Raw genomic sequence first — 20,266 nt, 5'->3', positions numbered from 1 at the left:
GCTCTACATGACCTACCTCATCTACAAGGGGCCGTGGCGATGAACTGGTTCCAGCTTCTGGCGAGACGGTTTCGCCGGCGCTGGCTCGGCACGACGTACTGCACGATCGAAACGCGCAGCACCCATCAGTTCGAAGTCACGGGCCAGATCGTGGACATGCGGACCTTCAAGTGCAGCAAGTGCGAGCACCAAGCGTTCTGGCATCCGCTGACCGGGCTCACATCATGAGCCGCACGGTCAGCGCCCGTACCGAGGAACTGGCCGGCCCGGCGCTGGACTGGGCAATCAACACGATCGAGGGTGACCAACAGCCCGTCGTGGGCCAGCTGGATCTCTTCGCCCTGCCCGACGCCGAGCAGCTGATCACGAAGTACGGCGTCTGGATCGATGTCGGCCACCGGCACCCGTGGCTGGCCGACGTGACCAACGACCCACTCAGCCGCCAGATCGGCGAAACCCGAACCATCGCCGTGTTCCGCGCTGTGGTCTTCGCCAAGCATGGCGCCACGGTCAAGGTCCCGGCCGAACTCATCCAATAACCACGGAGGAAACCCCATGGCTGAGATCTTCGAATTCCCGGCCAGCACCCGACTGCACAACCGAAAGGTTCTGCAAAACCAGGCAGAGCGCAAGAAGCTGGCCAACTGGTTCCGCGCGATGGCGGCGCACATCGAGGGCGACGAAATCGAACGCGAGCCACTGGCGGCGATGATTGTCCTGAGCAGCGCCGGCGGCGACGAGGTCTGCCACGTTGGCTATTCCGACCACAAGGAAGTCAGCCTGCGCCAAGCCGGGTACGCCGCGAAGCAGCTGGTATCGATCCCCTACACCCGACGCGGCGGCAACTTCTTCGACCGCTGGTAACCCCTCCCCCTACTCAACAGCCTGCCGGTGTACGGCGGGCGAGGAATTCGCATGTCCGGAATAGAACGAATCATTGAAGCCTTGACGGCGCCGCCTGCGCCGGCCGCCGAAGTGGTGAGCCTCGATCGCGGTACCGTCGAGCGAGCGCTGGCCTTGTTGGAGAGCCATCCAGATATTGCCCAAGGCGGCCCATCGCTCTGTCAGGAGGTCTGCGCTTTCCGACAGGCAATGGCGGAGCCAAAGGTCGAGCTTTGGGCAATCCACAGTGTTGGGCCCGGTGAGCAATACCCCTGCCTCAATAAAGAAGATGCCGAGAAAAGAGCACTGGAGCTGCGCGAGCTGGGGGAACGCATGAAGCAGGAGCGCATTGCACGCGGTGAAAGCGTCGAGCATTGGCAGGATTGGGCAACGAACGTTATCCCGTCGCCTTGGGAGCCCGCCGAGCACTTCGAAATTCTGGCAGAAGAATGCGTGGAAGAAGCTGACCAGCTCCGCCAGGCGCTCATCGAGCTGAAAGACCAGCGCAACGAAATCGTCGAGGTGCTCAAGGGCGTTGAAAAACGCTGCGAAGGCATGGGCTACGTCGGCGTTGATGGCCAGTACCTGAAAGTCGTCCGGGCTGCCATCGCCAAAGCCACCGAATAACCACCTTCTGCCGCCCCGCGCGGCACCGCCCACCCGGGCAAGGAAGTGCGCCATGACCATCACGAAGATCATCAAGGGCCCGCACCGCTTCGGCGGCTTCTGGTGGGTCATCGCTGACTGCAACGGCACCAAACAGCACATGTCCTTCCGCACCGAACAACAGGCTCGCGCCATCGCCCCAGGGCAGGACAGCGTGACCCTTCATTAAACCCTTCTGCCGCCGCCGGCGGCGTGGAGCATCACAATGGCAAAAATTCTGGCCCAGATCACGGTCAAGTTGCCTCGCCTCATGGAGGCGGGCGAATACAGGAAGCTCCGGTACGCCGGCGGTAAGCCGAGTCTGCAGCAATTGAAAAAATGGATTGAGGACGGGGAAGTGGTAGGCGAGATAAAAGGCGGGATGTATTTCGTCGATGTGCAGGCGGCGGTCATGGGTTCGAGTGACCCACTGCTGGCCCAGATGCTGGAGGTAGGCTGATGGCTGCTCGGCCGCGCACGATAAAGAACAGGAAGTTGCCGCCAAACCTTTACCCGAACGGGAAGTATTGGCGGTACCGCAACCCTATCACCGGCCTGATGACGAGCATCAACCGGCCGTTGGAGGAGGCAATCAAGCTGGCTCACGCGGCCAATCTCAAACTGGCGGCGCTGGTCGTGGATGACGGCGCCCTGCTCACCCTGCTGACTGGCGATCGCCTACCGACGGTGAGCAACCTGCTGCAGCGCTTCCATGACGAATGGCTGGTGGACAAGGGCTACGCGGCACGCACCCTGGAAGAGATCAAGTTCAAGCTCGAGCGGTACCGGCAGGATCTCGGCGAGCGGCTGATTGGGCAGATGGACGTGCTGGCCATGGCCGAGTACCTGGACCAGTTCAGCAACAACGCCTACACAAAGCATCGCGGGTTATGGGTGCAGATCTTCGCCTTCGCCGTGGCCAAGGGCCTGGCCGAGCGCAACTGCGCCGAGCTGACCCTGGTGAAGAAGGAAGCGGAGAAGAAGCGCCAGCGGCATACGCTCGAGGGATTGAAGTCGATCATCGATGCGGCGACCACGCCGCCGTGGCTCAAGCGAGCGATTCGCCTGGCACTGGCCAGCCTTCAGCGCCGCGAGGATATCGTGACCTGGCTGAAGTCTGCCGTCGACATGGAGAAGAACACGCTGACCGTGTCGCCGGGCAAGACTCAGGGGTACGACAACCCGGTGCACCTGAAGATCACCATGGGTGCCGCGCTGCGCGACGTGGTCGGGGAATGCCTGCGCTCGCCGCTGGTCTCGCCGTACCTGATCCACTACAAGCCGAAGGCCCGGCGCCGGGAACAGATCGACGCGAAGGATCACTGGACGTCGGTGACGCCGGACTACCTGACCAAGGAGTTCAGCAAGGCCCGGGATGCGGCGCACGCCTACGACCATGTGCCGGCCGGTGAGCGCCCCACTTTTCACGAGATCCGCGCTTTAGGTGCGTGGCTGTACGAGCAGCAGAACTTCCCGCAGGAATACATCCAGGCGCTGCTGGGCCACGCGGACGAGAAGATGACGAAGCATTACCAGGAGGGGCACGGCGATAAGACGATTGAGTACGTCGAGGTGGGCGCCGAATTGGCGTTCTGAGGTGGGAGTTTTGCAAAATTTTTGCAAAAGTTTTGCAAATCGCAGAAAGCAAAAAGGGGTTACCGTTTCCGGTAACCCCTTCCAGACCGCCCAGCAGAGCGGATTTTGTTTGGTAGGCGCGATTGGACTCGAACCAACGACCCCCACCATGTCAAGGTGGTGCTCTAACCAACTGAGCTACGTGCCTGCTGTGAGGCGGCATTCTACGGAATTCCGGAGGGGTGTCAACACCTTTTTTTCACCTAACCCTATGAATATGCAAAATATTTAATTTCGACCCGACGCAAGAAGATTTCCCGGTGGCTGGCGGAGGTTTTTCAACTGGGGTAGGATCGCTGCACTCGTAAAATATATTAAACAGAGGCTGCAGGATGGCGAACACCCCTTACCCAGAGTCTTATTACGCTGCGTCGGCCAACGCCGTACCACCACGCCCTGCCCTGCAGGATGACGTGGAGACGGATGTCTGTGTGATCGGCGCTGGTTATACGGGACTTTCCTCGGCCCTGTTCCTGCTGGAGAACGGGTTTCGCGTGACCGTGCTGGAAGCCGCCAAGGTCGGCTTCGGTGCCTCGGGGCGCAATGGCGGGCAAATCGTCAACAGTTACAGCCGTGACATCGACGTGATCGAGCGCAGCGTTGGTCCGAAGCAGGCGCAACTGCTCGGGCAGATGGCGTTCGAGGGCGGCCGGATCATTCGTGAGCGCGTCAGCAAGTACAACATCCAGTGCGACCTGAAAGATGGTGGCGTATTCGCCGCCCTCACCGCCAAGCAAATGGGCCACCTCGAATCGCAGAAGCGCCTGTGGGAACGCTTCGGCCATACCCAACTGGAACTGCTCGATCAGCGCCGCATCCGCGAAGTGGTTGCCTGCGATCAGTATGTCGGCGGCATGCTCGACATGAGCGGCGGCCACATCCACCCGCTTAACCTTGCGCTGGGCGAAGCTGCCGCCGTGGAATCCCTGGGCGGCACCATCTACGAACAGTCACCGGCCGTGCGCATCGAACGCGGCGCCAATCCGGTCGTGCATACACCACAGGGCAAAGTCAGAGCCAAATTCATCATCGTCGCTGGCAACGCCTACCTCGGCAATCTGGTGCCAGAGCTGGCGGCCAAATCGATGCCATGCGGCACACAGGTCATCACCACCGAGCCACTGGGCGATGAGCTGGCGAAATCCCTGCTGCCGCAGGACTACTGCGTCGAAGACTGCAATTACCTGCTCGACTACTACCGCCTCACTGGCGACAAGCGCCTGATCTTCGGCGGCGGCGTGGTATATGGCGCGCGGGATCCGGCAAACATTGAGGCGATCATCCGCCCGAAAATGCTCAAGGCCTTCCCGCAACTCAAGGACGTGAAGATCGACTACGCCTGGACCGGCAATTTCCTGCTGACCCTGTCGCGCCTGCCTCAGGTCGGACGCCTGGGCGACAACATCTATTACTCCCAGGGCTGCAGCGGCCACGGCGTAACCTACACGCACCTGGCCGGCAAGGTATTGGCCGAGGCACTGCGCGGACAAGCCGAGCGCTTCGATGCGTTTGCCGACCTGCCGCACTACCCGTTCCCTGGCGGGCAACTGCTGCGCACACCGTTTGCCGCGCTCGGCGCGTGGTACTACGGACTGCGCGACAAGCTCGGTTTCTGATGAGCGAAAAAAAGGGCCGCTGAAAAGCGGCCCTTTTTACATCCAGCATCAATCACAACTGATCCCGCGCAATCCCGCTGCGAATCCGCAAGATATCCGCGAGCACCGCCAAAGCGATTTCCGACGGCGTCTTGCTGCCCAGGTTAAGGCCGATCGGTGCATGAATCCGCGCCAGCTCGCTCTCCCCCAGACCACCAATCCGACGCAAACGCTCGAAGCGCTTCTGCGACGTCTGCTGCGAGCCCATTACGCCAATGTAGAACGCTTCCGTGCGCACTGCTTCCATCATCGCCAGATCGTCGATGCGCGGATCGTGGGTCAACGCCACCACCGCCGTATCACGGTGGCAACCGCCGTCGGCGATAAACACCGACGGTAATTGCCGGCGGATCTCCACGCCATTGAGCACCACGCCTTCCAGCACCTCATCGCGCGGGTCGCAGAGAATCACTTCAAAGCCGAGACCCACCGCGAACTCTGCACAGGCCTGCGCCACGCTGGAATATCCCGCCAGCAACAAACGCTGAGCGGCGCCGATGCGGATCCGCACCCGGTCGATTTCACGCTCGATCCGCGCACCTTGTTCGCGATCGGCAAACAGGCTACGCGCGCCCGTGGCCAGATCGACCTCGCGAATCAACCGGCGCTGCCCCAGCAACGCCGATTCGAGTTCACGCAGGTGCGCCTGCACATCGCAGCTCGCGTCAAATTTCTCTACCAGCACATCGAGAATGCCGCCGCACGGCAGGCTGACCCGCGAACGTGGATCGTCACCTTCGCCATAACGCACGACATTGATCGCATCGAGAAACGCACCTTCGGCGACGCGCTCGAGAAAATCTTCCTCGACGCAACCACCGGACAGCGACCCGATCCACTGCCCACCGTCGTTCACCGCCAGCAGCGAACCCGGCGCGCGCGGCGCCGAGCCGTAGGTGGTCAGCACGGTGCAGAGCCAGATGCGCTGCCCCGCCGTCGACCACTCCAATGCCCGCCGAACCACTTGCAGATCGAGATGCTGCATGATCAGTGCGCCTTGTGCTCGATGGACGGGGCATCAGCCTGAAGCTTCTGCACATCGCCGACCGCCAGCTCGGCCGACTGACCACCCCAACCCTGACGCAGGTAGTTCAGCAGATCGGTCAGTTGTTCGGCACTGAGCTTGTCGGCAAAACCCGGCATCGGCTGCATGTGTTCGAACCCGGCGAATTTCTGTTCGCCGATGCCATCCTCGATCACTCGCAACAGGTTGCGCGGGTCTTCCAGACGCAGCGTGGTGTTGCCACGCATGGCCACCGCAATGTGCGGCTTACCCTCGCCACCGGCCGCGTGACAACCGGCGCAGACGTTCAAGTATTCCTGACGGCCGCGTTGAGCGCTGGCACTGAGTTTTTCCACCGGCACTTCGGTCAGCTCTTTCGCCGCCGGAGGCTTGTCGCCCAGCAGGAAAGTCGCCATCGCCGCCAGATCCGGATCATTCAGGCCCTGGGTGCTGTTGTGGAACACCGGGAACATCTCGTTGAACATCGTGCCCTGGGCGCTCATGCCGTGCTTGAGGAACGTGCTCAGGTCCTGATGATTCCAGCCGCGCGCCGCCAGATCCGTCGCCAGCAGGCTCGGCGCCAGATAGCCGTTGAGGATGCCGCCGGTCAGGCGTTTGTCCAACTGCATCGCGCCCGGCAGGCCGCGTGGCGTATGGCATTCGCCGCAATGGCCGAGCACTTCGACCATGTACTGGCCGCGTTTCCAGGCCTCGCTTTTGCCTTCGGCAGATTCGAGCTTCAAGGCTTTGCCGTACATCATGTTCCAGCCGATCAGGCCCGGACGCACGTTGAACGGAAAGCTCAGGCTCGTCACCGGCGCGGCACGCTCGATTGGCTCGATGGTTTTCAGATACGCGTGAATCGCATCCGAATCCGCACGCGGCATCAAGTGATACGAGGTGTACGGCATCGCCGGATAGAGGTTCGCGCCGTCACGACGCTTGCCTTCAGTCAGCGCAGCGAAAAACTCGTCGTCGTTGTACAAACCGATGCCGTGCTCTTTGCTCGGGGTGATGTTGGTGCCGTAGATCGTGCCGAACGGCGACACGATCGGCAGGCCGCCGGCAAACGGCGCGCCGCCTGGCGCCGTGTGGCACGCCATGCAGTCGGCCGCGCGGGCGAGGTATTCGCCGCGCTTGACCTGATTATCCGCGTGCACCGCCAACACAGGCGCAGCCAGCCCGACCGCCAGGGTCAGGCGGGTCAGTAATTGCTTCATGCTTAACCCTCCTTGACCAGGCCGAGATCGGTCAGCACGTTGCGGGTGGCGTTGTAGTAACGCACGTACCCGGTGCAACGGCAGACGTGATGACCGAGGCTGTCCTCGATGACTTGCTCCAGTTTGCTTTCGACGATCGGCTGGCGTTGCAGCTTTTCCACCAGCACGGTCGCGGCGTTGACGAAGCCCGGTGCGCAGTAGCTGCACTGGAAGGCGAATTCGTCGACGAAACGCTGCTGGATCGGGTTCAGCTCGGTGACCTGGCCTTGCTCGTCACGCTTGGCGTGGCCTTCGATGGTGCGGACTTTCTTACCCTCGAAGTAATGCGCGCCGGTGATGCAGGTACGCACTTCTTCGCTGGTGCCGTCCGGGTTGTCAACGATCACCACGCAGGCGTGGCAGATGCCCTGGCCGCAGCCCAGGCGCGAGCCGGTGAGGTTCTTGTATTCGTGCAGGTAATCGATCATCGGCAGGTCATCAGGGATGTCCACCGGACCGACGGATTGACCGTTGAGGGTCAGTTGAAGCGGACGGTTAGCCATTGAGGGCCTCCTTGATGCGCGCAGCAGTGATTGGCAGATCGCGAACACGTTTACCGATGGCGTGGGCCACGGCGTTACCGATGGCACCGACCACCGGGATCATCACCACTTCGGCGATGCCTTTGGACGGGTCGCTTGGCGACAGCGGCGGCAGGATTTCCGACGTCTGTTTCCACACCGCCACATGCCGCGCCATCGGCAGGCGATAACGGTTGAAGTTCCAGTCACCCTCCCCCGGCCCGCCTTCGTACAGCGGCATCTCTTCCATCAAGGCGTGACCGATGCCCATGGCGATTCCGCCTTCGAGCTGGCCACGAACCAGTTCTTCGACCAGCACCCGGCCGCATTCCAGCCACGAGTGATGGTTGAGCACTTCGACTTCTGCCGAACCTTTGTTGACCTTCAACTCGACCAGCGTTGCAACTGGGCTGTAGTAGGTCACGGCGGCGTTGTTCAACTGAACCACCGGGTAGGCGATGTTCTGCCGATCCAGCAGGTGGAAACCGGCACTGGTCATCTGCGCTTTCTTCGCCTTAGGGGCGCCTTCACCGTACTTCACCGCCAGACCGTCGAGCGGCAGACGCTCGCGCACGCCGTCGATGCTGTATTCGGCTTCGGCCCAGCTCCAGCGGTTAAAACCGTGAACCGTGGCGCCAGTGACCAGACCGCGGTCGTGAGCACGCTTGGCCAGCTCTTCGAAGGTCAGTGGCTGCATGCCATTGGCGGTCAGTTTGCCGTCGACCCAATGCGCATCTTCGCGACGCACCACGTAAGGGTTGGCCTGGCCGCCGTAAGGGCCCTGACGCCAGATCTCCAGCGCCGCCGGCCACAGACCGTGGTTGAACAACACGCGCGCCGCTTCACGGGTGGCGTGGCTGAAGTAATAGGCGGAGTTGGTCGCGGACGAGGCCGATGCCAGCTTGCCGACCCAGCGTGGGTTGCGCAGGAAGTTGTCCTGCTCGGCCTGGCTCATGATGTAAGGGTTGCCGGCGGTCACCAGCTGCATCTCATCCCACTCGGTTTCGCCGGTCTTCACGTCGTGCGCCGCGCTGCCGAGGAAGTCAGCCACCACCAACGCTTGCGAGGTGGACATGCCGGTACCGATCTCGATGCCGATGTGACGCAGGGAAATGCGCCCGTCGGCGGTGAACTCGATGCTGGCCATCGGCGCTTCGGAACCGGTGCCGAAGTCTTTCTGGCAAATGGCGAAACCCACGCCATACCAGTTGTCCGGGTCTGCCGCTTCGCGCTGTTTCTTGATCGCGTCGCGGTTTTTCCAGACTTCGTGCAGCGAAGCCTTGTCGAGAATCTCGTGCAGGCGCAGCGCACCGGCCGGGATCGCGCCCTGGGTGTTTTTCATCCCCGAGCGCAGCGCGTTCTTGCGGCGCAGATCAATGGCATCGACACCAAGACGATCGGCGATTTCGTCGACCATCATCTCGGTGGAGGCCATGCTCTGCAGCGTGCCGTAGCCGCGCATCGAACCCGCTTCAACGGCGCGGGAATGGTACGCGGTGACCTGCAGGTCGTTCTGCGGCATGTAGTAGATCGACTGCGCCGCAGTAGCGCCAACGGCGGCCACCGACGGGCTGTAGTTGATCCGACCGCCACCGTCGACGCTCATCTCGGCACGGAAAATCTTGAAGCTGTGATCGGTCTTGTCCACCGCCAACTGATAGCGGATGTCGAACGGGTGGCGCTTGATGCCGCTCTGGAATTGCTCGTAACGGTCGTTGGCCAGGCGAATCGGCACACCTGCGCCGTACAACGCCGCCAGGGCCGCGTAGTAGACGAAAATATTGTGGTCCTTGGAACCGTAACCGACGGTATAACCCGGGTGCATGTTCAGGTTCGCCAGGCCGAAACGCGACGGCCCGATCATCTTCGCGGTCTCGGTGGCGGTTTCCAGCGGGCACTGAGTGGCGACGACGAAATGCAGGGTCTTGGTCGCCGGGTCGTACCAGCCGTTGCCGTTGTCCGGCTCCATCGCAGCAGGTTCGATCGACGGAGTTTTGTAGCGCTCGTCGAACACCAGCCAGTTGTCCGGCGGGGTGTCGATCTCTTTTTTCATGCGGTCGGCGTAGAACAGGCCGCGTTCGGTCAGGTTGCCGTGCAGGTTCGGCTGGGAATTCCACACCGGGCGACGGTTCTTCAGCATCGGGAACAGGATCGAATCCTTGAGGCTGGCGAACTCGTCTTCGTCCGCCGACGTCGGGCCACCGACGCGCACGTAGCGGAAGCTGCCATAGGGATCGCCTTCGTAGAACGGAACTTGCGCACCGTAACGAATCGCTTTGTCATTGAATTTGAGTTTGTTCTTGGCCTGACGGAAACGCTCGAAGTCGTTCCAGATCAGGATCGCGACCGGGTGGCCGATGAACATCGGCACTTTGCCTTCCGGCAGCAGAGGATCCGGTGCGTGCTCTTCAGGGAACACGATGCCGTCCTTGTCCAGGTCGGCGGCGGTAACGATACGATCAGGCTGCAGATCGGCGCCGAGCCACGACAGGTCGTAACCGTCGTAGATGCGGTCGGCCTTGATGGTTTTCAGCAACATGGCGTGGCCTTGCTGCTGGGGCCAGCCCGGCATGTCCTTGGAACGGATGTCGCGGGCAAACACTTTGCTGCCGCAGACCTTGGACAAGGCATCGTTACGCTGGCGCGCCTTGCCGTTGTTGCCGAGCCACTGCTCGGACGGCACAGTCACGCTGTTTTCCATCAAGGCAGCCAGCGCCTGACTGCTGAGCGGCGTGAGCGTAACGCTCACACCCGCCACCAGCCCGCCCTGAAGGAACGAGCGCCGGGATATTTCACGGTTGGACATGGATCATCCTCTGGGCGGTTATGGATCCGCCCTTCTGGTTATCTACTGGGAATCTCGAGTCTTGCAGAAGCCCTTTTTGGCTAAACAAAGGGCATGATGACAGTGCAAAGCTGACCGAAAGGTTAACTTTAAAGGTTTCTGCGCTCGCAGCAAACAACCAGTTACAAAAATTTGACCAAAGAATCAAAAATCAATGCGGCATCGCATCGCAGCGACCCATGGACGCAGGGGAGATTGCCGGGCGGCATCGAACGAGCCACGACTGACGATCATCGCTGGATTTCAGAGGAGGAATGTGGGGAAGGTCAAATTTCAGACACAAAAAACCCCGGTCTTTCGACCAGGGTCTTTGCTATCGATGCCGAATCAACCAGAGGTTGCTTTCGGTGTTTCAAGGCGTTCAGTGGTCCTTGAAACAGATATGGCGCAGCGGACGGGACTCGAACCCGCGACCCCCGGCGTGACAGGCCGGTATTCTAACCGACTGAACTACCGCTGCGTATCGCTTTGAGCTGACGCTCAAGTAACTCGTTTGACTGAAAGCTTCGGTGCTTTTCAATCGCGAACCAGATAGTGTCTGACTCGTTAAATATGGCGCAGCGGACGGGACTCGAACCCGCGACCCCCGGCGTGACAGGCCGGTATTCTAACCGACTGAACTACCGCTGCGCGTCGGTGCAGGCACTTTCAGCCTACGTTCTTGCTTACGCAAGTATCTCGGGAGTGGTGGGTGATGACGGGATCGAACCGCCGACATTCTGCTTGTAAGGCAGACGCTCTCCCAGCTGAGCTAATCACCCGTTTGCATCTCCGAGGCCGCGAAATTTACGCAGGTAGCGAACCTAAGTCAATAGCAGGATTGAAGTTTTTCTAAAAAAGACGAAATTGCTTCATTCCGTATAAATCATCTTCTTGGTCATGCCGCCATCGACCACGAATTCCTGCCCCGTCACAAACCCTGCATTCTTCGACAGCAACCACGCCACCATCGCCGCCACATCCTCGACCGTCCCTACCCTGCCCGCAGGATGCTGGGCATGATCGGTATCGGTCAGCGGCTCCGCGCGCCGGGCGGATGGATCCCGCGCATCGATCCAGCCCGGACTGACCGCATTGACGCGAATCTCCGGCCCCAAGCTGATCGCCAGCGCGTGAGTCAACGCCAGCAAACCACCCTTGCTCGCCGCATAGGCTTCCGTATCAGGTTCCGACTGCGCCGCACGGGTCGAGGCCAGATTGACGATCGCCCCGTTGTGCGCACGCAGATACGGCGCGCAGTGCTTGGCCAGCAACATCGGCCCACCAAGGTTCACCGCCAGCACCCGATTCCAGTAAGCCAGATCGAGGCTTTCCAGCGTGATGTTGTGCGGATCGGCCACGGCGGCATTGCACACCAACGCATCCAGACGACCGAACTGTCCCAGCACCTCAGCGACACCCAACGCCACCTGGCTTTCGTCCGCAACGTCCATGGCGATGAACCAGGCGTTTTCGCCCAGCACTTTCGCCACTTTCGAACCCCGCGCACGGTCCAGATCCGTCAACACCACCTGCCAGCCTTCGCTGATCAGCCATGCCGCGATACCCAGACCGATCCCGCGCGCGGCACCCGTGACCAATGCAACGCGGCCATGGGTGCCAATCTTTGGCGTAGACAACTCGATCACAACGCCGCCAGACCGCGCGACAGGTCGGCTTGCAGGTCAGCCACGTCTTCCAGACCGACCGCAATGCGGATCAGGCTGTCACGAATACCTGCGGCCTCACGCTCCTGCGGCGCCAGACGGCCGTGAGACGTGGTGCTCGGGTGGGTGATGGTGGTTTTGCTGTCACCCAGGTTGGCGGTGATCGAGATCAAACGGGTCGCATCGATGAAGCGCCAGGCGCCCTCTTTGCCGCCCTTGACCTCAAAGCTCACCACGGCGCCGAAGCCCTTCTGCTGACGCTGAGCCAGCTCGTGCTGCGGATGGCTCTTGAGGCCGGCGTAATGCACCTTCTCGATACCGTCCTGCTGCTCCAGCCATTCGGCCAGTTGTTGGGCGTTGGCGCAGTGCGCCTTCATCCGCAGGTTCAGGGTTTCCAGACCCTTGAGGAAGATCCAGGCGTTGAACGGGCTCAGGGTCGGCCCGGCGGTACGCAGGAAACCGACGATTTCTTTCATCTGCTCGCTGCGACCGGCAACCACGCCGCCCATGCAACGGCCCTGGCCATCGATGAACTTGGTGGCAGAGTGCACGACGATGTCTGCGCCGAGTTTCAGCGGTTGCTGCAACGCTGGCGTGCAGAAGCAGTTGTCGACCACCAGCATCGCACCCTTGGCGTGCGCGATTTCCGACAGCGCGGTGATATCCACCAGCTCAGCCAACGGATTGGACGGCGACTCGACGAACAGCAATTTGGTGCTGGACTTGATCGCTGCATCCCAGGCCGACAGATCGGCCAGCGGCACGTAATCGACTTCCACGCCAAAACGCTTGAAGTACTTCTCGAACAGGCTGATGGTCGAGCCGAACACGCTGCGCGACACCAGCACATGGTCGCCGGCGCTGCACAGGCTCATCACCACCGCCATGATCGCGGCCATGCCGGTCGCCGTGGCCACCGCTTGCTCGGCGCTTTCCAGCGCGGCGATGCGCTCTTCGAAGGCGCGAACGGTCGGGTTGGTGTAACGCGAGTAAACGTTGCCCGGCACTTCCCCGGCAAACCGTGCAGCCGCGTCAGCGGCGGTACGGAACACGTAGCTGGAAGTGAAGAACATCGGATCACCGTGCTCGCCTTCCGGCGTACGGTGCTGACCGGCACGTACGGCCAGGGTATCGAACGCTACGCCTTCGAGGTCGCTGTCCAGCCGACCGGCATCCCATTCCTGACTCATGCTGTCACTCCTTGCCCTGTTCTCGATAAATAAAAGTCTTTTGCCAGATACAAAACCGGCCCCTAAGGGCCGGTTGAAACTCAGTTGTTGTACAGATCGATGATCGCACTGACCGCCTGGGTCTTGACCTTCGAGGCATCGTTGCGTGCCTGTTCGATCTTGTTCAGGTAAGCCTCGTCGACGTCGCCGGTGACGTACTTGCCGTCAAACACTGCGCAATCGAAGTTTTCGATCTTGATCTTGCCGCCACCGACCGCCTCGATCAAGTCAGGCAGGTCCTGATAGATCAGCCAGTCAGCGCCGATCAGGTCAGCGACATCCTGAGTCGAACGGTTGTGCGCGATCAGCTCGTGAGCGCTCGGCATATCGATGCCGTACACGTTCGGGAAGCGCACAGCCGGAGCCGCCGAGCAGAAGTAGACGTTTTTCGCGCCAGCTTCGCGGGCCATCTGGATGATCTGCTTGCAGGTGGTGCCGCGAACGATCGAGTCGTCCACCAGCATCACGTTCTTGCCGCGGAATTCCAGTTCGATGGCGTTGAGCTTCTGGCGTACCGATTTCTTGCGCGCGGCCTGGCCGGGCATGATGAAGGTACGGCCGATATAACGGTTCTTGACGAAACCTTCGCGGAATTTCACGCCCAGATGGTTGGCCAGCTCCAGCGCGGCAGTGCGGCTGGTGTCCGGAATCGGGATGACCACGTCGATGTCGTGCTCAGGACGCTCGCGCAGGATCTTCTCCGCCAGCTTCTCACCCATGCGCAGACGGGCCTTGTAGACCGACACGCCGTCGATGATCGAGTCCGGACGCGCCAGGTAGACGTGTTCGAAAATGCACGGGGTCAGGGACGGATTGGTCGCGCACTGACGGGTGTGCAGCTTGCCGTCTTCAGTGATGTAGACCGCTTCGCCCGGCGCCAGGTCGCGGATCAGGGTGAAACCGAGCACGTCAAGCGAAACGCTTTCGGAAGCGATCATGTACTCGACGCCTTCGTCGGTGTGACGCTGGCCGAACACGATCGGGCGGATGCCGTGCGGGTCACGGAAACCGACGATGCCGTAACCGGTCACCATCGCCACGACCGCGTAACCACCGACGCAACGGTTATGCACGTCGGTCACGGCGGCAAACACGTCTTCTTCGGTCGGTTGCAGCTTGCCGCGCTGGGCCAGCTCGTGAGCGAACACGTTCAGCAGCACTTCCGAGTCGGAACTGGTGTTGACGTGACGCAGATCGGATTCGTAGATCTCTTTGGCCAACTGTTCAACGTTGGTCAGGTTACCGTTGTGCGCCAGAGTGATGCCGTAAGGCGAGTTGACGTAGAACGGCTGAGCCTCGGCCGAGGTCGAGCTGCCGGCAGTCGGGTAACGGACGTGGCCGATACCCATGTGGCCGACCAGGCGCTGCATGTGACGCTGTTGAAACACGTCACGCACCAGGCCATTGTCCTTGCGCAAGAACAACCGGCCATCATGGCTGGTCACGATACCGGCAGCGTCCTGGCCGCGGTGCTGGAGCACGGTTAGCGCGTCATACAGCGCCTGATTGACGTTCGACTTACCGACGATACCGACGATGCCACACATGCGACGCAACCCCTACTTAATGGATCTGAACTGAACAACACTCACTGAGGCGTTTTGGCCGACGGCAAGAGTTGCTCCTTGAACGGAATATCAGCGGGTACGCTGATTCCGCTGGCAAGCCACTGACTGCTCCACCCGAGAATCAGGTTCTTGGACCAGTCTGCGACCAATAGAAACTTTGGCACGAGCTGTGATTCTTTCCACCACCCGTCCTGCTGTACCGGCCCCAGGCTCAACAGCCCGACCGCCACGACCACCAGCAACACGCCACGCGCAGCGCCGAAGGCCATGCCGAGGAATCGATCGGTCCCGGACAACCCGGTGACGCGAACCAACTCGCCGATAAGATAATTGATCATTGCACCCACGATCAGTGTGGCGACAAACATGATGGCACAGCCCGTGATCACACGAGCCGACGGTGTTTGAATGTATCCGGCGAGGTATTCGGACAGTGAGCCACCGAACATCCAGGCAACGGCTCCTGCGATGATCCAGGTCACCAGCGACAATGCTTCTTTGACGAAGCCGCGGCTCAAACTGATCAAAGCGGAGATGGCGATGATTGCAACGATCGCCCAGTCAACCCAGGTAAATGGCACAGTGCAGCCTACAGACGGATAAGGCGGCGCATTTTAGCAGAGCGCAGGGCTGTCGGTAAGCTGCGAATGTCAGTGCATTTCAATCGGGGCGATAGATTTCAGCCACGCTCGGGCTGGAAGCGCACCACAAACCCCTTGAGGTTCTGCTGGCGGCTCAACAGATCGCGCAGACGATCGGCTTCGGCGCGATCGATCAGCGGACCGACGAACACCCGGTTCTTGCCATCGGCGGAACGGATGTAAGCGTTGTAACCCTGACTGCGCAAGGTTTTCTGCAGGCTTTCAGCGCTGGCACGGCTGGACAGACTGGCCAGTTGCACCGACCAGCTCACCGACAGGCCATTGGCATCGACGCGGCTTTGAGTGGTATCGGGTTTGGCAGACAGCGCAGCGATCGGCTGGGCCGGGGCCGTGGTTGGCTTGACCACGGGAGCTGGAGCAGGCGTCGGTGCAACCGGTTTGGCTACAGGCGCCGGAGCCGGGGCTGGCGCGGCGGAAGCAATCGGTGCCGCTGGCGCAGCCTGCTCGGCGACTTCGTCATCGCTCGGCACTGGCTCTTGCGGCAGAACCTGCGGCTCGGGCACGGCCACGGTTTCCATCTGGATCTGCGCCACGGCAGGCGCCTGCGGTGCGGCCGGCGCATCGACGGTTACCTGACGCTGCTCATCCTGACGGGAAAACAGCATCGGCAGGAAAATCACCGCCAGCGCCACCAGCACCAGGGCACCGACCATGCGCTGTTTGTACGCTTTATCCAGCAAAGCCATTTGCCGCTTCCTCCGTGGAGCGCCGAGACAGCCATTCGAGGGCCTCGGCGACACAATAAAATGATCCGAACAGCAAGATCTCGTCGTCGCTGGTGGCCACTGCACACTGCCCTTCCAGCGCAGCCGCCACACTGTCATAAGACGTGACCGACGCGCCAAGGTTCTGCAGTGCAACATTCAATTCAGCCACCGGACGCGCACGCGGCGAATCCAGCGGCGCCACCGCCCAATGCTGGACGCTGGCATTCAATTCACCGATGACACCGTCCAGATCCTTGTCCGCCAACAGGCCGAACACCGCCAGACGCTTGCCGACCGGTGGACGCGCAGCCAGACGCCGCGCCAGATACTCCGCCGCATGCGGGTTATGGCCAACGTCCAGCAGCAGGTTCAAGCGCTTGCCGTTCCATTCGAACGAACGACGATCCAGGCGACCGACCACGCGAGTCGCCTGCAACGCCGCAACAATCTGTTTGGCATCCCATGGCAAACCGAGCAGCAGATAAGCCTGCAACGCCAGCGCGGCGTTCTCCATCGGCAGATCAAGCAGCGGCAAATCACGCAACTCGACGACCTGACCGTCAGCATTAGTGCCGCGCCACTGCCAGAATTGATCCGTGATACCCAGATCGAAATCACGCCCGCGCAGGAAGAACGGGCAAGCAAGCTCGCGCGCCTTGTCCAGCAGGGGCTGTGGAGGATTCAGATCGCCGCACAGCGCAGGTTTGCCCTGACGGAAAATCCCGGCCTTCTCGAAGGCCACGGATTCGCGGGTATTGCCCAGGTAATCCGCATGGTCGACACCGATGCTGGTGACCAGCGCGATATCGGCATCGACCACGTTGACCGTGTCCAGACGCCCTCCCAGACCGACTTCCAGCACCACCGCATCGAGCCCGGCCTGTTGAAACAGCCAGAACGCCGCCAGGGTGCCCATTTCGAAGTAAGTCAGGGAAGTGTCGCCGCGCCCCGCCTCGACCGCCGCGAAGGCTTCGCACAGCTGCGCGTCAGTGGCTTCGACGCCATTGAGCTGCACCCGCTCGTTGTAACGCAGCAGGTGCGGAGAATTGTAGACACCGACGCTCAGGCCCTGCGCCCGCAGCAATGAAGCCACGAAAGCGCAGGTCGAACCCTTGCCGTTGGTGCCGGTGACCGTAATCACCCGAGGCGCCGGCTGGCCCAGTCCCATGCGGGACGCTACCTGTTGCGAACGCTCCAGCCCCATGTCGATGGCCGATGGATGCAACTGTTCAAGGTAGGCGAGCCACTCGCCAAGGGTGCGCTCGGTCATACGTTGGCAGGCACCGGCGGAACGACGATCGGCTCGATCGGCGCGGCAACGAAGGTCGGGGTCGGCTTGCCGGTCAGTTGCGCCAGCAGGTTGCCCAGACGCGGACGCAGTTCGCGACGGTCGATGATCAGGTCGATTGCACCGTGCTCCAGCAGGAACTCGCTGCGCTGGAAGCCTTCCGGCAGTTTTTCGCGCACGGTCTGCTCGATCACGCGTGGACCGGCGAAGCCGATCAGGGCTTTAGGCTCGCCGACGATCACGTCGCCCAGCATCGCCAGACTGGCGGAAACGCCGCCGTAGACCGGGTCGGTCAGCACGGAGATGAACGGAATGCCTTCTTCACGCAGACGCGCCAGCACAGCCGAAGTCTTGGCCATCTGCATCAGCGAGATCAGGGCTTCCTGCATCCGCGCGCCACCGGAGGCGGAGAAGCAGACCATCGGGCAACGGTTTTCCAGCGCGTAGTTGGCGGCGCGTACGAAGCGCTCACCGACGATGGCGCCCATGGAACCGCCCATGAAGCTGAATTCGAACGCCGAAACCACGACCGGCATGCCCAGCAGGGTGCCGCTCATGGAAACCAGTGCGTCTTTCTCGCCGGTCTGCTTCTGGGCAGCGACCAGACGGTCCTTGTACTTCTTGCCGTCGCGGAATTTCAGACGGTCAACCGGCTCCAGATCGGCGCCCAGTTCGGCACGGCCTTCGGCGTCCAGGAAGATGTCGATGCGCGCACGTGCGCCGATGCGCATGTGGTGGTTGCATTTAGGGCAAACGTCCAGGGTCTTTTCCAGTTCCGGACGATACAGCACAGCCTCGCAGGACGGGCATTTGTGCCACAGACCTTCAGGGACCGAGCTCTTCTTGACCTCGGAACGCATGATCGAAGGGATCAGCTTGTCTACCAACCAGTTGCTCATGCTTTCTTTCTCCAGTACCGGCGGCCCGAACGCTCTGGTTCGCGGCCCCGCGTATGCCCTTCAGCTAAATTCATGTGTGGCGATGATCGTCCGGACTGCCGGGTCAGCGGAACTGACCTGCGTACACCCCGAAAAGACCCTCAGCCTCTTTTCTACAGAGCTGTGGACGGCGGCAGTCTGCCAGCCGTCACATCAGCGTACGGCGTTGATGAATGCACGAATCTTTGCGTGATCCTTGATGCCCTTGCTCGCCTCTACCCCGCCGCTGACATCCACGGCATACGGCCGCACCCGGGCGATCGCATCGGCGACGTTCTCCGGCGTCAGGCCGCCGGCCAGAATCAACGGTTTGCTCAAGCCTTGCGGAATCAATGACCAGTCGAACGCCTCGCCGGTTCCGCCGGGCACGCCTTCGACATAAGTGTCGAGCAGCACGCCGCTGGCGCTCGGATAGGCATCGCAGGCAGCGGCAATGTCATCGCCGGCCTTGACCCGCAAGGCCTTGATGTACGGCCGGTGCCAGCCTTCGCAGTCGGCGGCGGTTTCGTCGCCGTGAAACTGCAGCAGATCCAGCGGCACGGCATCGAGGATTTCCCCGAGTTCGCAGCGGCTGGCATTGACGAACAACCCGACCGTGGTCACGAACGGCGGCAAGGCGGCGATGATCGCCCGCGCCTGCTGAACGGTCACGGCCCGCGGACTTTTAGCGTAGAACACAAAACCGATGGCATCGGCCCCGGCCTCGACGGCTGCCAACGCATCTTCTATGCGGGTAATCCCGCAAATCTTGCTGCGAACGGCCGACATGTCGATAAAAACCCCAAGGCAAATCCGAGAAAGTCCCGGATGGTAACAAATGCGTTCGAGGGCGTCAGCCGTCAAGTTCCGAGAAACCCGTAAGGAAATGTGGCCCGATGAAACGCTCGGGCAACGGGAACTCGTCGTGGTACTCGACCTGCACCAGATACAGGCCGAACGGATGCGCCGTGACCCCGCCGGAACGCCGCTCGCGGCTCTCCAGCACTTCTTTCATCCACTCCACGGGCCGCTCGCCGGCGCCAATAGTCATCAGCACACCGGCGATGTTGCGCACCATGTGATGCAGGAACGCGTTGGCGCGGATGTCCAGAACGATCATTTTGCCGTGCCGGGTCACGCGCAGGTGGTGCATCTTCTTGATCGGCGACTTGGCCTGGCACTGGCCGGCACGGAAGGCACTGAAATCATGGGTACCGATCAGGTACTGCGCGGCTTCGGCCATGCGCTCGACGTCCAGCGGACGGTGATTCCAGGTGATTTCTTCGTTGAGATGCGCCGGGCGGATCTGATCGTTGTAGATCACGTAGCGATATCGCCGGGCAATCGCCTTGAATCGCGCATGGAAATGCGCCGGCATGACCTTCGCCCAACTGACGCTGATGTCGTGGGGCAGATTGATGTTGGCGCCCATGACCCAGGCTTTCAGCGAACGGTCGACCTGAGTATCGAAATGCACCACCTGCCCGCAGGCATGCACACCGGCGTCCGTGCGCCCGGCACATTGCAGCGAGATCGGCGAGTCGGCGACCTTCGACAGGGCTTTTTCCAGGGTTTCCTGCACGGTGAGCACACCGGTGGACTGGCGCTGCCAGCCGCTGTAGCGCGAGCCCTTGTATTCAACGCCCAACGCGACGCGGAAAAAGCCTTCGGGTGCCATTTCGGCGGCCGGGTTATCTATGTTTGCCAAGTCGGTACAGCCTGCTGATCTACAAAGGCGGGCATTATAAGGCGGCGGGACGGGGAAACCAGACCCAAACAAAAACGGCAGCCTCATGGGCTGCCG

General features: G+C 61.4%; 21 protein-coding genes and 4 tRNA genes. 8 read left to right on the top strand and 17 right to left on the bottom strand.

Going from position 1 to position 20,266, the window contains the following annotated elements:
• Positions 1–39: 39 nt before the first annotated feature.
• The 7 genes from ABTV87_RS10080 to ABTV87_RS10050 are packed head-to-tail and all read left to right on the top strand — an operon-like array spanning position 40 to position 3,123.
• The gene (locus ABTV87_RS10080) at positions 40–228 is read left to right on the top strand and encodes a hypothetical protein (protein ID WP_433899378.1); all 189 of its coding nucleotides are present in this window, start codon (positions 40–42) and stop codon (positions 226–228) included.
• Positions 225–539, top strand: coding sequence for a hypothetical protein (locus ABTV87_RS10075; RefSeq protein WP_433899377.1), 315 nt, complete (start codon positions 225–227; stop codon positions 537–539). The genes ABTV87_RS10080 and ABTV87_RS10075 overlap by 4 nt, the downstream gene beginning before the upstream one ends.
• 16 nt (positions 540–555) lie before the next feature.
• Complete coding sequence (locus ABTV87_RS10070; protein WP_433899376.1) at positions 556–864, top strand: hypothetical protein; 309 nt, start codon at positions 556–558, stop codon at positions 862–864.
• A 51-nt stretch (positions 865–915) separates the two neighbouring features.
• Complete coding sequence (locus tag ABTV87_RS10065; RefSeq protein ID WP_433899375.1) at positions 916–1,509, top strand: hypothetical protein; 594 nt, start codon at positions 916–918, stop codon at positions 1,507–1,509.
• Between the two features lie 52 nt (positions 1,510–1,561).
• Positions 1,562–1,717, top strand: coding sequence for a hypothetical protein (locus ABTV87_RS10060; RefSeq protein ID WP_162803818.1), 156 nt, complete (start codon positions 1,562–1,564; stop codon positions 1,715–1,717).
• A gap of 36 nt (positions 1,718–1,753) precedes the next feature.
• Positions 1,754–1,987: a hypothetical protein gene (locus ABTV87_RS10055; protein WP_433899374.1), complete on the top strand. Its 234-nt coding sequence runs from the start codon at positions 1,754–1,756 to the stop codon at positions 1,985–1,987.
• Complete coding sequence (locus ABTV87_RS10050; protein WP_433899373.1) at positions 1,987–3,123, top strand: tyrosine-type recombinase/integrase; 1,137 nt, start codon at positions 1,987–1,989, stop codon at positions 3,121–3,123. Before ABTV87_RS10055 ends, ABTV87_RS10050 begins: the two co-directional genes overlap by 1 nt.
• A 110-nt stretch (positions 3,124–3,233) precedes the next feature.
• Here ABTV87_RS10050 and ABTV87_RS10045 read toward each other — a convergent pair.
• Positions 3,234–3,310: transfer RNA gene (locus ABTV87_RS10045), tRNA-Val, on the bottom strand.
• A 184-nt stretch (positions 3,311–3,494) separates the two neighbouring features.
• On the opposite strand from ABTV87_RS10045, the gene ABTV87_RS10040 reads away from it, so the two are divergent.
• Positions 3,495–4,778 carry an NAD(P)/FAD-dependent oxidoreductase gene (locus tag ABTV87_RS10040; RefSeq protein ID WP_074687695.1) on the top strand — a complete coding sequence of 428 codons (1,284 nt, stop codon included), beginning with the start codon at positions 3,495–3,497 and terminating at the stop codon, positions 4,776–4,778.
• A gap of 52 nt (positions 4,779–4,830) precedes the next feature.
• Here the strand turns inward: ABTV87_RS10040 and ABTV87_RS10035 are convergent, their stop codons facing one another.
• The 16 genes from ABTV87_RS10035 to truA form a co-directional block, all read right to left on the bottom strand.
• On the bottom strand, positions 4,831–5,802 hold the full coding sequence (locus ABTV87_RS10035) for an XdhC family protein (protein ID WP_102717967.1): 972 nt from the start codon (positions 5,800–5,802) through the stop codon (positions 4,831–4,833).
• A 2-nt stretch (positions 5,803–5,804) separates the two neighbouring features.
• Positions 5,805–7,040: a c-type cytochrome gene (locus ABTV87_RS10030; RefSeq protein WP_433899372.1), complete on the bottom strand. Its 1,236-nt coding sequence runs from the start codon at positions 7,038–7,040 to the stop codon at positions 5,805–5,807.
• A 2-nt stretch (positions 7,041–7,042) separates the two neighbouring features.
• The gene (locus ABTV87_RS10025) at positions 7,043–7,582 is read right to left on the bottom strand and encodes a (2Fe-2S)-binding protein (protein WP_433899371.1); all 540 of its coding nucleotides are present in this window, start codon (positions 7,580–7,582) and stop codon (positions 7,043–7,045) included.
• Positions 7,575–10,406 carry a xanthine dehydrogenase family protein molybdopterin-binding subunit gene (locus ABTV87_RS10020; protein WP_433899370.1) on the bottom strand — a complete coding sequence of 944 codons (2,832 nt, stop codon included), beginning with the start codon at positions 10,404–10,406 and terminating at the stop codon, positions 7,575–7,577. The genes ABTV87_RS10025 and ABTV87_RS10020 overlap by 8 nt, the downstream gene beginning before the upstream one ends.
• 422 nt (positions 10,407–10,828) lie before the next feature.
• Positions 10,829–10,905: transfer RNA gene (locus ABTV87_RS10015), tRNA-Asp, on the bottom strand.
• A gap of 93 nt (positions 10,906–10,998) precedes the next feature.
• Positions 10,999–11,075 (bottom strand) — tRNA-Asp (locus ABTV87_RS10010).
• 55 nt (positions 11,076–11,130) lie between these two features.
• A tRNA-Val gene (locus ABTV87_RS10005) sits at positions 11,131–11,206 on the bottom strand.
• 90 nt (positions 11,207–11,296) lie between these two features.
• Positions 11,297–12,073, bottom strand: a complete 777-nt coding sequence (locus ABTV87_RS10000; RefSeq protein ID WP_007956470.1) for an SDR family oxidoreductase — start codon at positions 12,071–12,073, stop codon at positions 11,297–11,299.
• Positions 12,070–13,281, bottom strand: a complete 1,212-nt coding sequence (locus ABTV87_RS09995) for an O-succinylhomoserine sulfhydrylase (protein WP_085607856.1) — start codon at positions 13,279–13,281, stop codon at positions 12,070–12,072. Before ABTV87_RS09995 ends, ABTV87_RS10000 begins: the two co-directional genes overlap by 4 nt.
• Positions 13,282–13,361: 80 nt before the next feature.
• Positions 13,362–14,867, bottom strand: a complete 1,506-nt coding sequence (gene purF / locus ABTV87_RS09990; protein ID WP_007956466.1) for an amidophosphoribosyltransferase — start codon at positions 14,865–14,867, stop codon at positions 13,362–13,364.
• Between the two features lie 41 nt (positions 14,868–14,908).
• The gene (locus ABTV87_RS09985) at positions 14,909–15,469 is read right to left on the bottom strand and encodes a CvpA family protein (RefSeq protein ID WP_007956464.1); all 561 of its coding nucleotides are present in this window, start codon (positions 15,467–15,469) and stop codon (positions 14,909–14,911) included.
• Between the two features lie 98 nt (positions 15,470–15,567).
• A complete protein-coding gene (locus ABTV87_RS09980) occupies positions 15,568–16,236 on the bottom strand; it encodes an SPOR domain-containing protein (protein WP_221534614.1) in 669 nt (222 codons plus the stop codon).
• Positions 16,220–17,527: a bifunctional tetrahydrofolate synthase/dihydrofolate synthase gene (folC, locus tag ABTV87_RS09975; protein WP_258713179.1), complete on the bottom strand. Its 1,308-nt coding sequence runs from the start codon at positions 17,525–17,527 to the stop codon at positions 16,220–16,222. The genes ABTV87_RS09980 and folC overlap by 17 nt, the downstream gene beginning before the upstream one ends.
• The gene (accD, locus tag ABTV87_RS09970; RefSeq protein WP_007956457.1) at positions 17,524–18,444 is read right to left on the bottom strand and encodes an acetyl-CoA carboxylase, carboxyltransferase subunit beta; all 921 of its coding nucleotides are present in this window, start codon (positions 18,442–18,444) and stop codon (positions 17,524–17,526) included. The genes folC and accD overlap by 4 nt, the downstream gene beginning before the upstream one ends.
• Positions 18,445–18,636: 192 nt before the next feature.
• Positions 18,637–19,251, bottom strand: a complete 615-nt coding sequence (locus tag ABTV87_RS09965) for a phosphoribosylanthranilate isomerase (protein ID WP_433899369.1) — start codon at positions 19,249–19,251, stop codon at positions 18,637–18,639.
• Between the two features lie 64 nt (positions 19,252–19,315).
• Complete coding sequence (truA, locus tag ABTV87_RS09960; protein ID WP_085607862.1) at positions 19,316–20,140, bottom strand: tRNA pseudouridine(38-40) synthase TruA; 825 nt, start codon at positions 20,138–20,140, stop codon at positions 19,316–19,318.
• Positions 20,141–20,266 lie beyond the last annotated feature (126 nt).

The sequence above is a fragment of the Pseudomonas sp. PSE1(2024) genome (assembly GCF_050990555.1).
Lineage (GTDB): Bacteria > Pseudomonadota > Gammaproteobacteria > Pseudomonadales > Pseudomonadaceae > Aquipseudomonas > Aquipseudomonas aphyarum.
Note: the sequence above shows the minus strand (reverse complement) of the source record. Positions and strands in the feature narration are given on the sequence as shown.

Excerpts from the sequence above, each read along its gene's own strand:
- ABTV87_RS10050 (WP_433899373.1), top strand. The coding sequence starts at position 1,987 with ATGGCTGCTCGGCCGCGCACGATAAAGAACAGGAAGTTGCCGCCAAAC.
- ABTV87_RS10055 (WP_433899374.1), top strand. The coding sequence starts at position 1,754 with ATGGCAAAAATTCTGGCCCAGATCACGGTCAAGTTGCCTCGCCTCATG.
- ABTV87_RS09965 (WP_433899369.1), bottom strand. The coding sequence starts at position 19,251 with ATGTCGGCCGTTCGCAGCAAGATTTGCGGGATTACCCGCATAGAAGAT.
- ABTV87_RS10025 (WP_433899371.1), bottom strand. The coding sequence starts at position 7,582 with ATGGCTAACCGTCCGCTTCAACTGACCCTCAACGGTCAATCCGTCGGT.
- ABTV87_RS10070 (WP_433899376.1), top strand. The coding sequence starts at position 556 with ATGGCTGAGATCTTCGAATTCCCGGCCAGCACCCGACTGCACAACCGA.
- ABTV87_RS10075 (WP_433899377.1), top strand. The coding sequence starts at position 225 with ATGAGCCGCACGGTCAGCGCCCGTACCGAGGAACTGGCCGGCCCGGCG.
- purF (WP_007956466.1), bottom strand. The coding sequence starts at position 14,867 with ATGTGTGGCATCGTCGGTATCGTCGGTAAGTCGAACGTCAATCAGGCG.
- accD (WP_007956457.1), bottom strand. The coding sequence starts at position 18,444 with ATGAGCAACTGGTTGGTAGACAAGCTGATCCCTTCGATCATGCGTTCC.
- ABTV87_RS10035 (WP_102717967.1), bottom strand. The coding sequence starts at position 5,802 with ATGCAGCATCTCGATCTGCAAGTGGTTCGGCGGGCATTGGAGTGGTCG.
- ABTV87_RS10060 (WP_162803818.1), top strand. The coding sequence starts at position 1,562 with ATGACCATCACGAAGATCATCAAGGGCCCGCACCGCTTCGGCGGCTTC.
- truA (WP_085607862.1), bottom strand. The coding sequence starts at position 20,140 with ATGGCACCCGAAGGCTTTTTCCGCGTCGCGTTGGGCGTTGAATACAAG.
- folC (WP_258713179.1), bottom strand. The coding sequence starts at position 17,527 with ATGACCGAGCGCACCCTTGGCGAGTGGCTCGCCTACCTTGAACAGTTG.
- ABTV87_RS10040 (WP_074687695.1), top strand. The coding sequence starts at position 3,495 with ATGGCGAACACCCCTTACCCAGAGTCTTATTACGCTGCGTCGGCCAAC.
- ABTV87_RS09995 (WP_085607856.1), bottom strand. The coding sequence starts at position 13,281 with ATGAGTCAGGAATGGGATGCCGGTCGGCTGGACAGCGACCTCGAAGGC.
- ABTV87_RS10080 (WP_433899378.1), top strand. The coding sequence starts at position 40 with ATGAACTGGTTCCAGCTTCTGGCGAGACGGTTTCGCCGGCGCTGGCTC.
- ABTV87_RS10065 (WP_433899375.1), top strand. The coding sequence starts at position 916 with ATGTCCGGAATAGAACGAATCATTGAAGCCTTGACGGCGCCGCCTGCG.
- ABTV87_RS09980 (WP_221534614.1), bottom strand. The coding sequence starts at position 16,236 with ATGGCTTTGCTGGATAAAGCGTACAAACAGCGCATGGTCGGTGCCCTG.
- ABTV87_RS10030 (WP_433899372.1), bottom strand. The coding sequence starts at position 7,040 with ATGAAGCAATTACTGACCCGCCTGACCCTGGCGGTCGGGCTGGCTGCG.
- ABTV87_RS10020 (WP_433899370.1), bottom strand. The coding sequence starts at position 10,406 with ATGTCCAACCGTGAAATATCCCGGCGCTCGTTCCTTCAGGGCGGGCTG.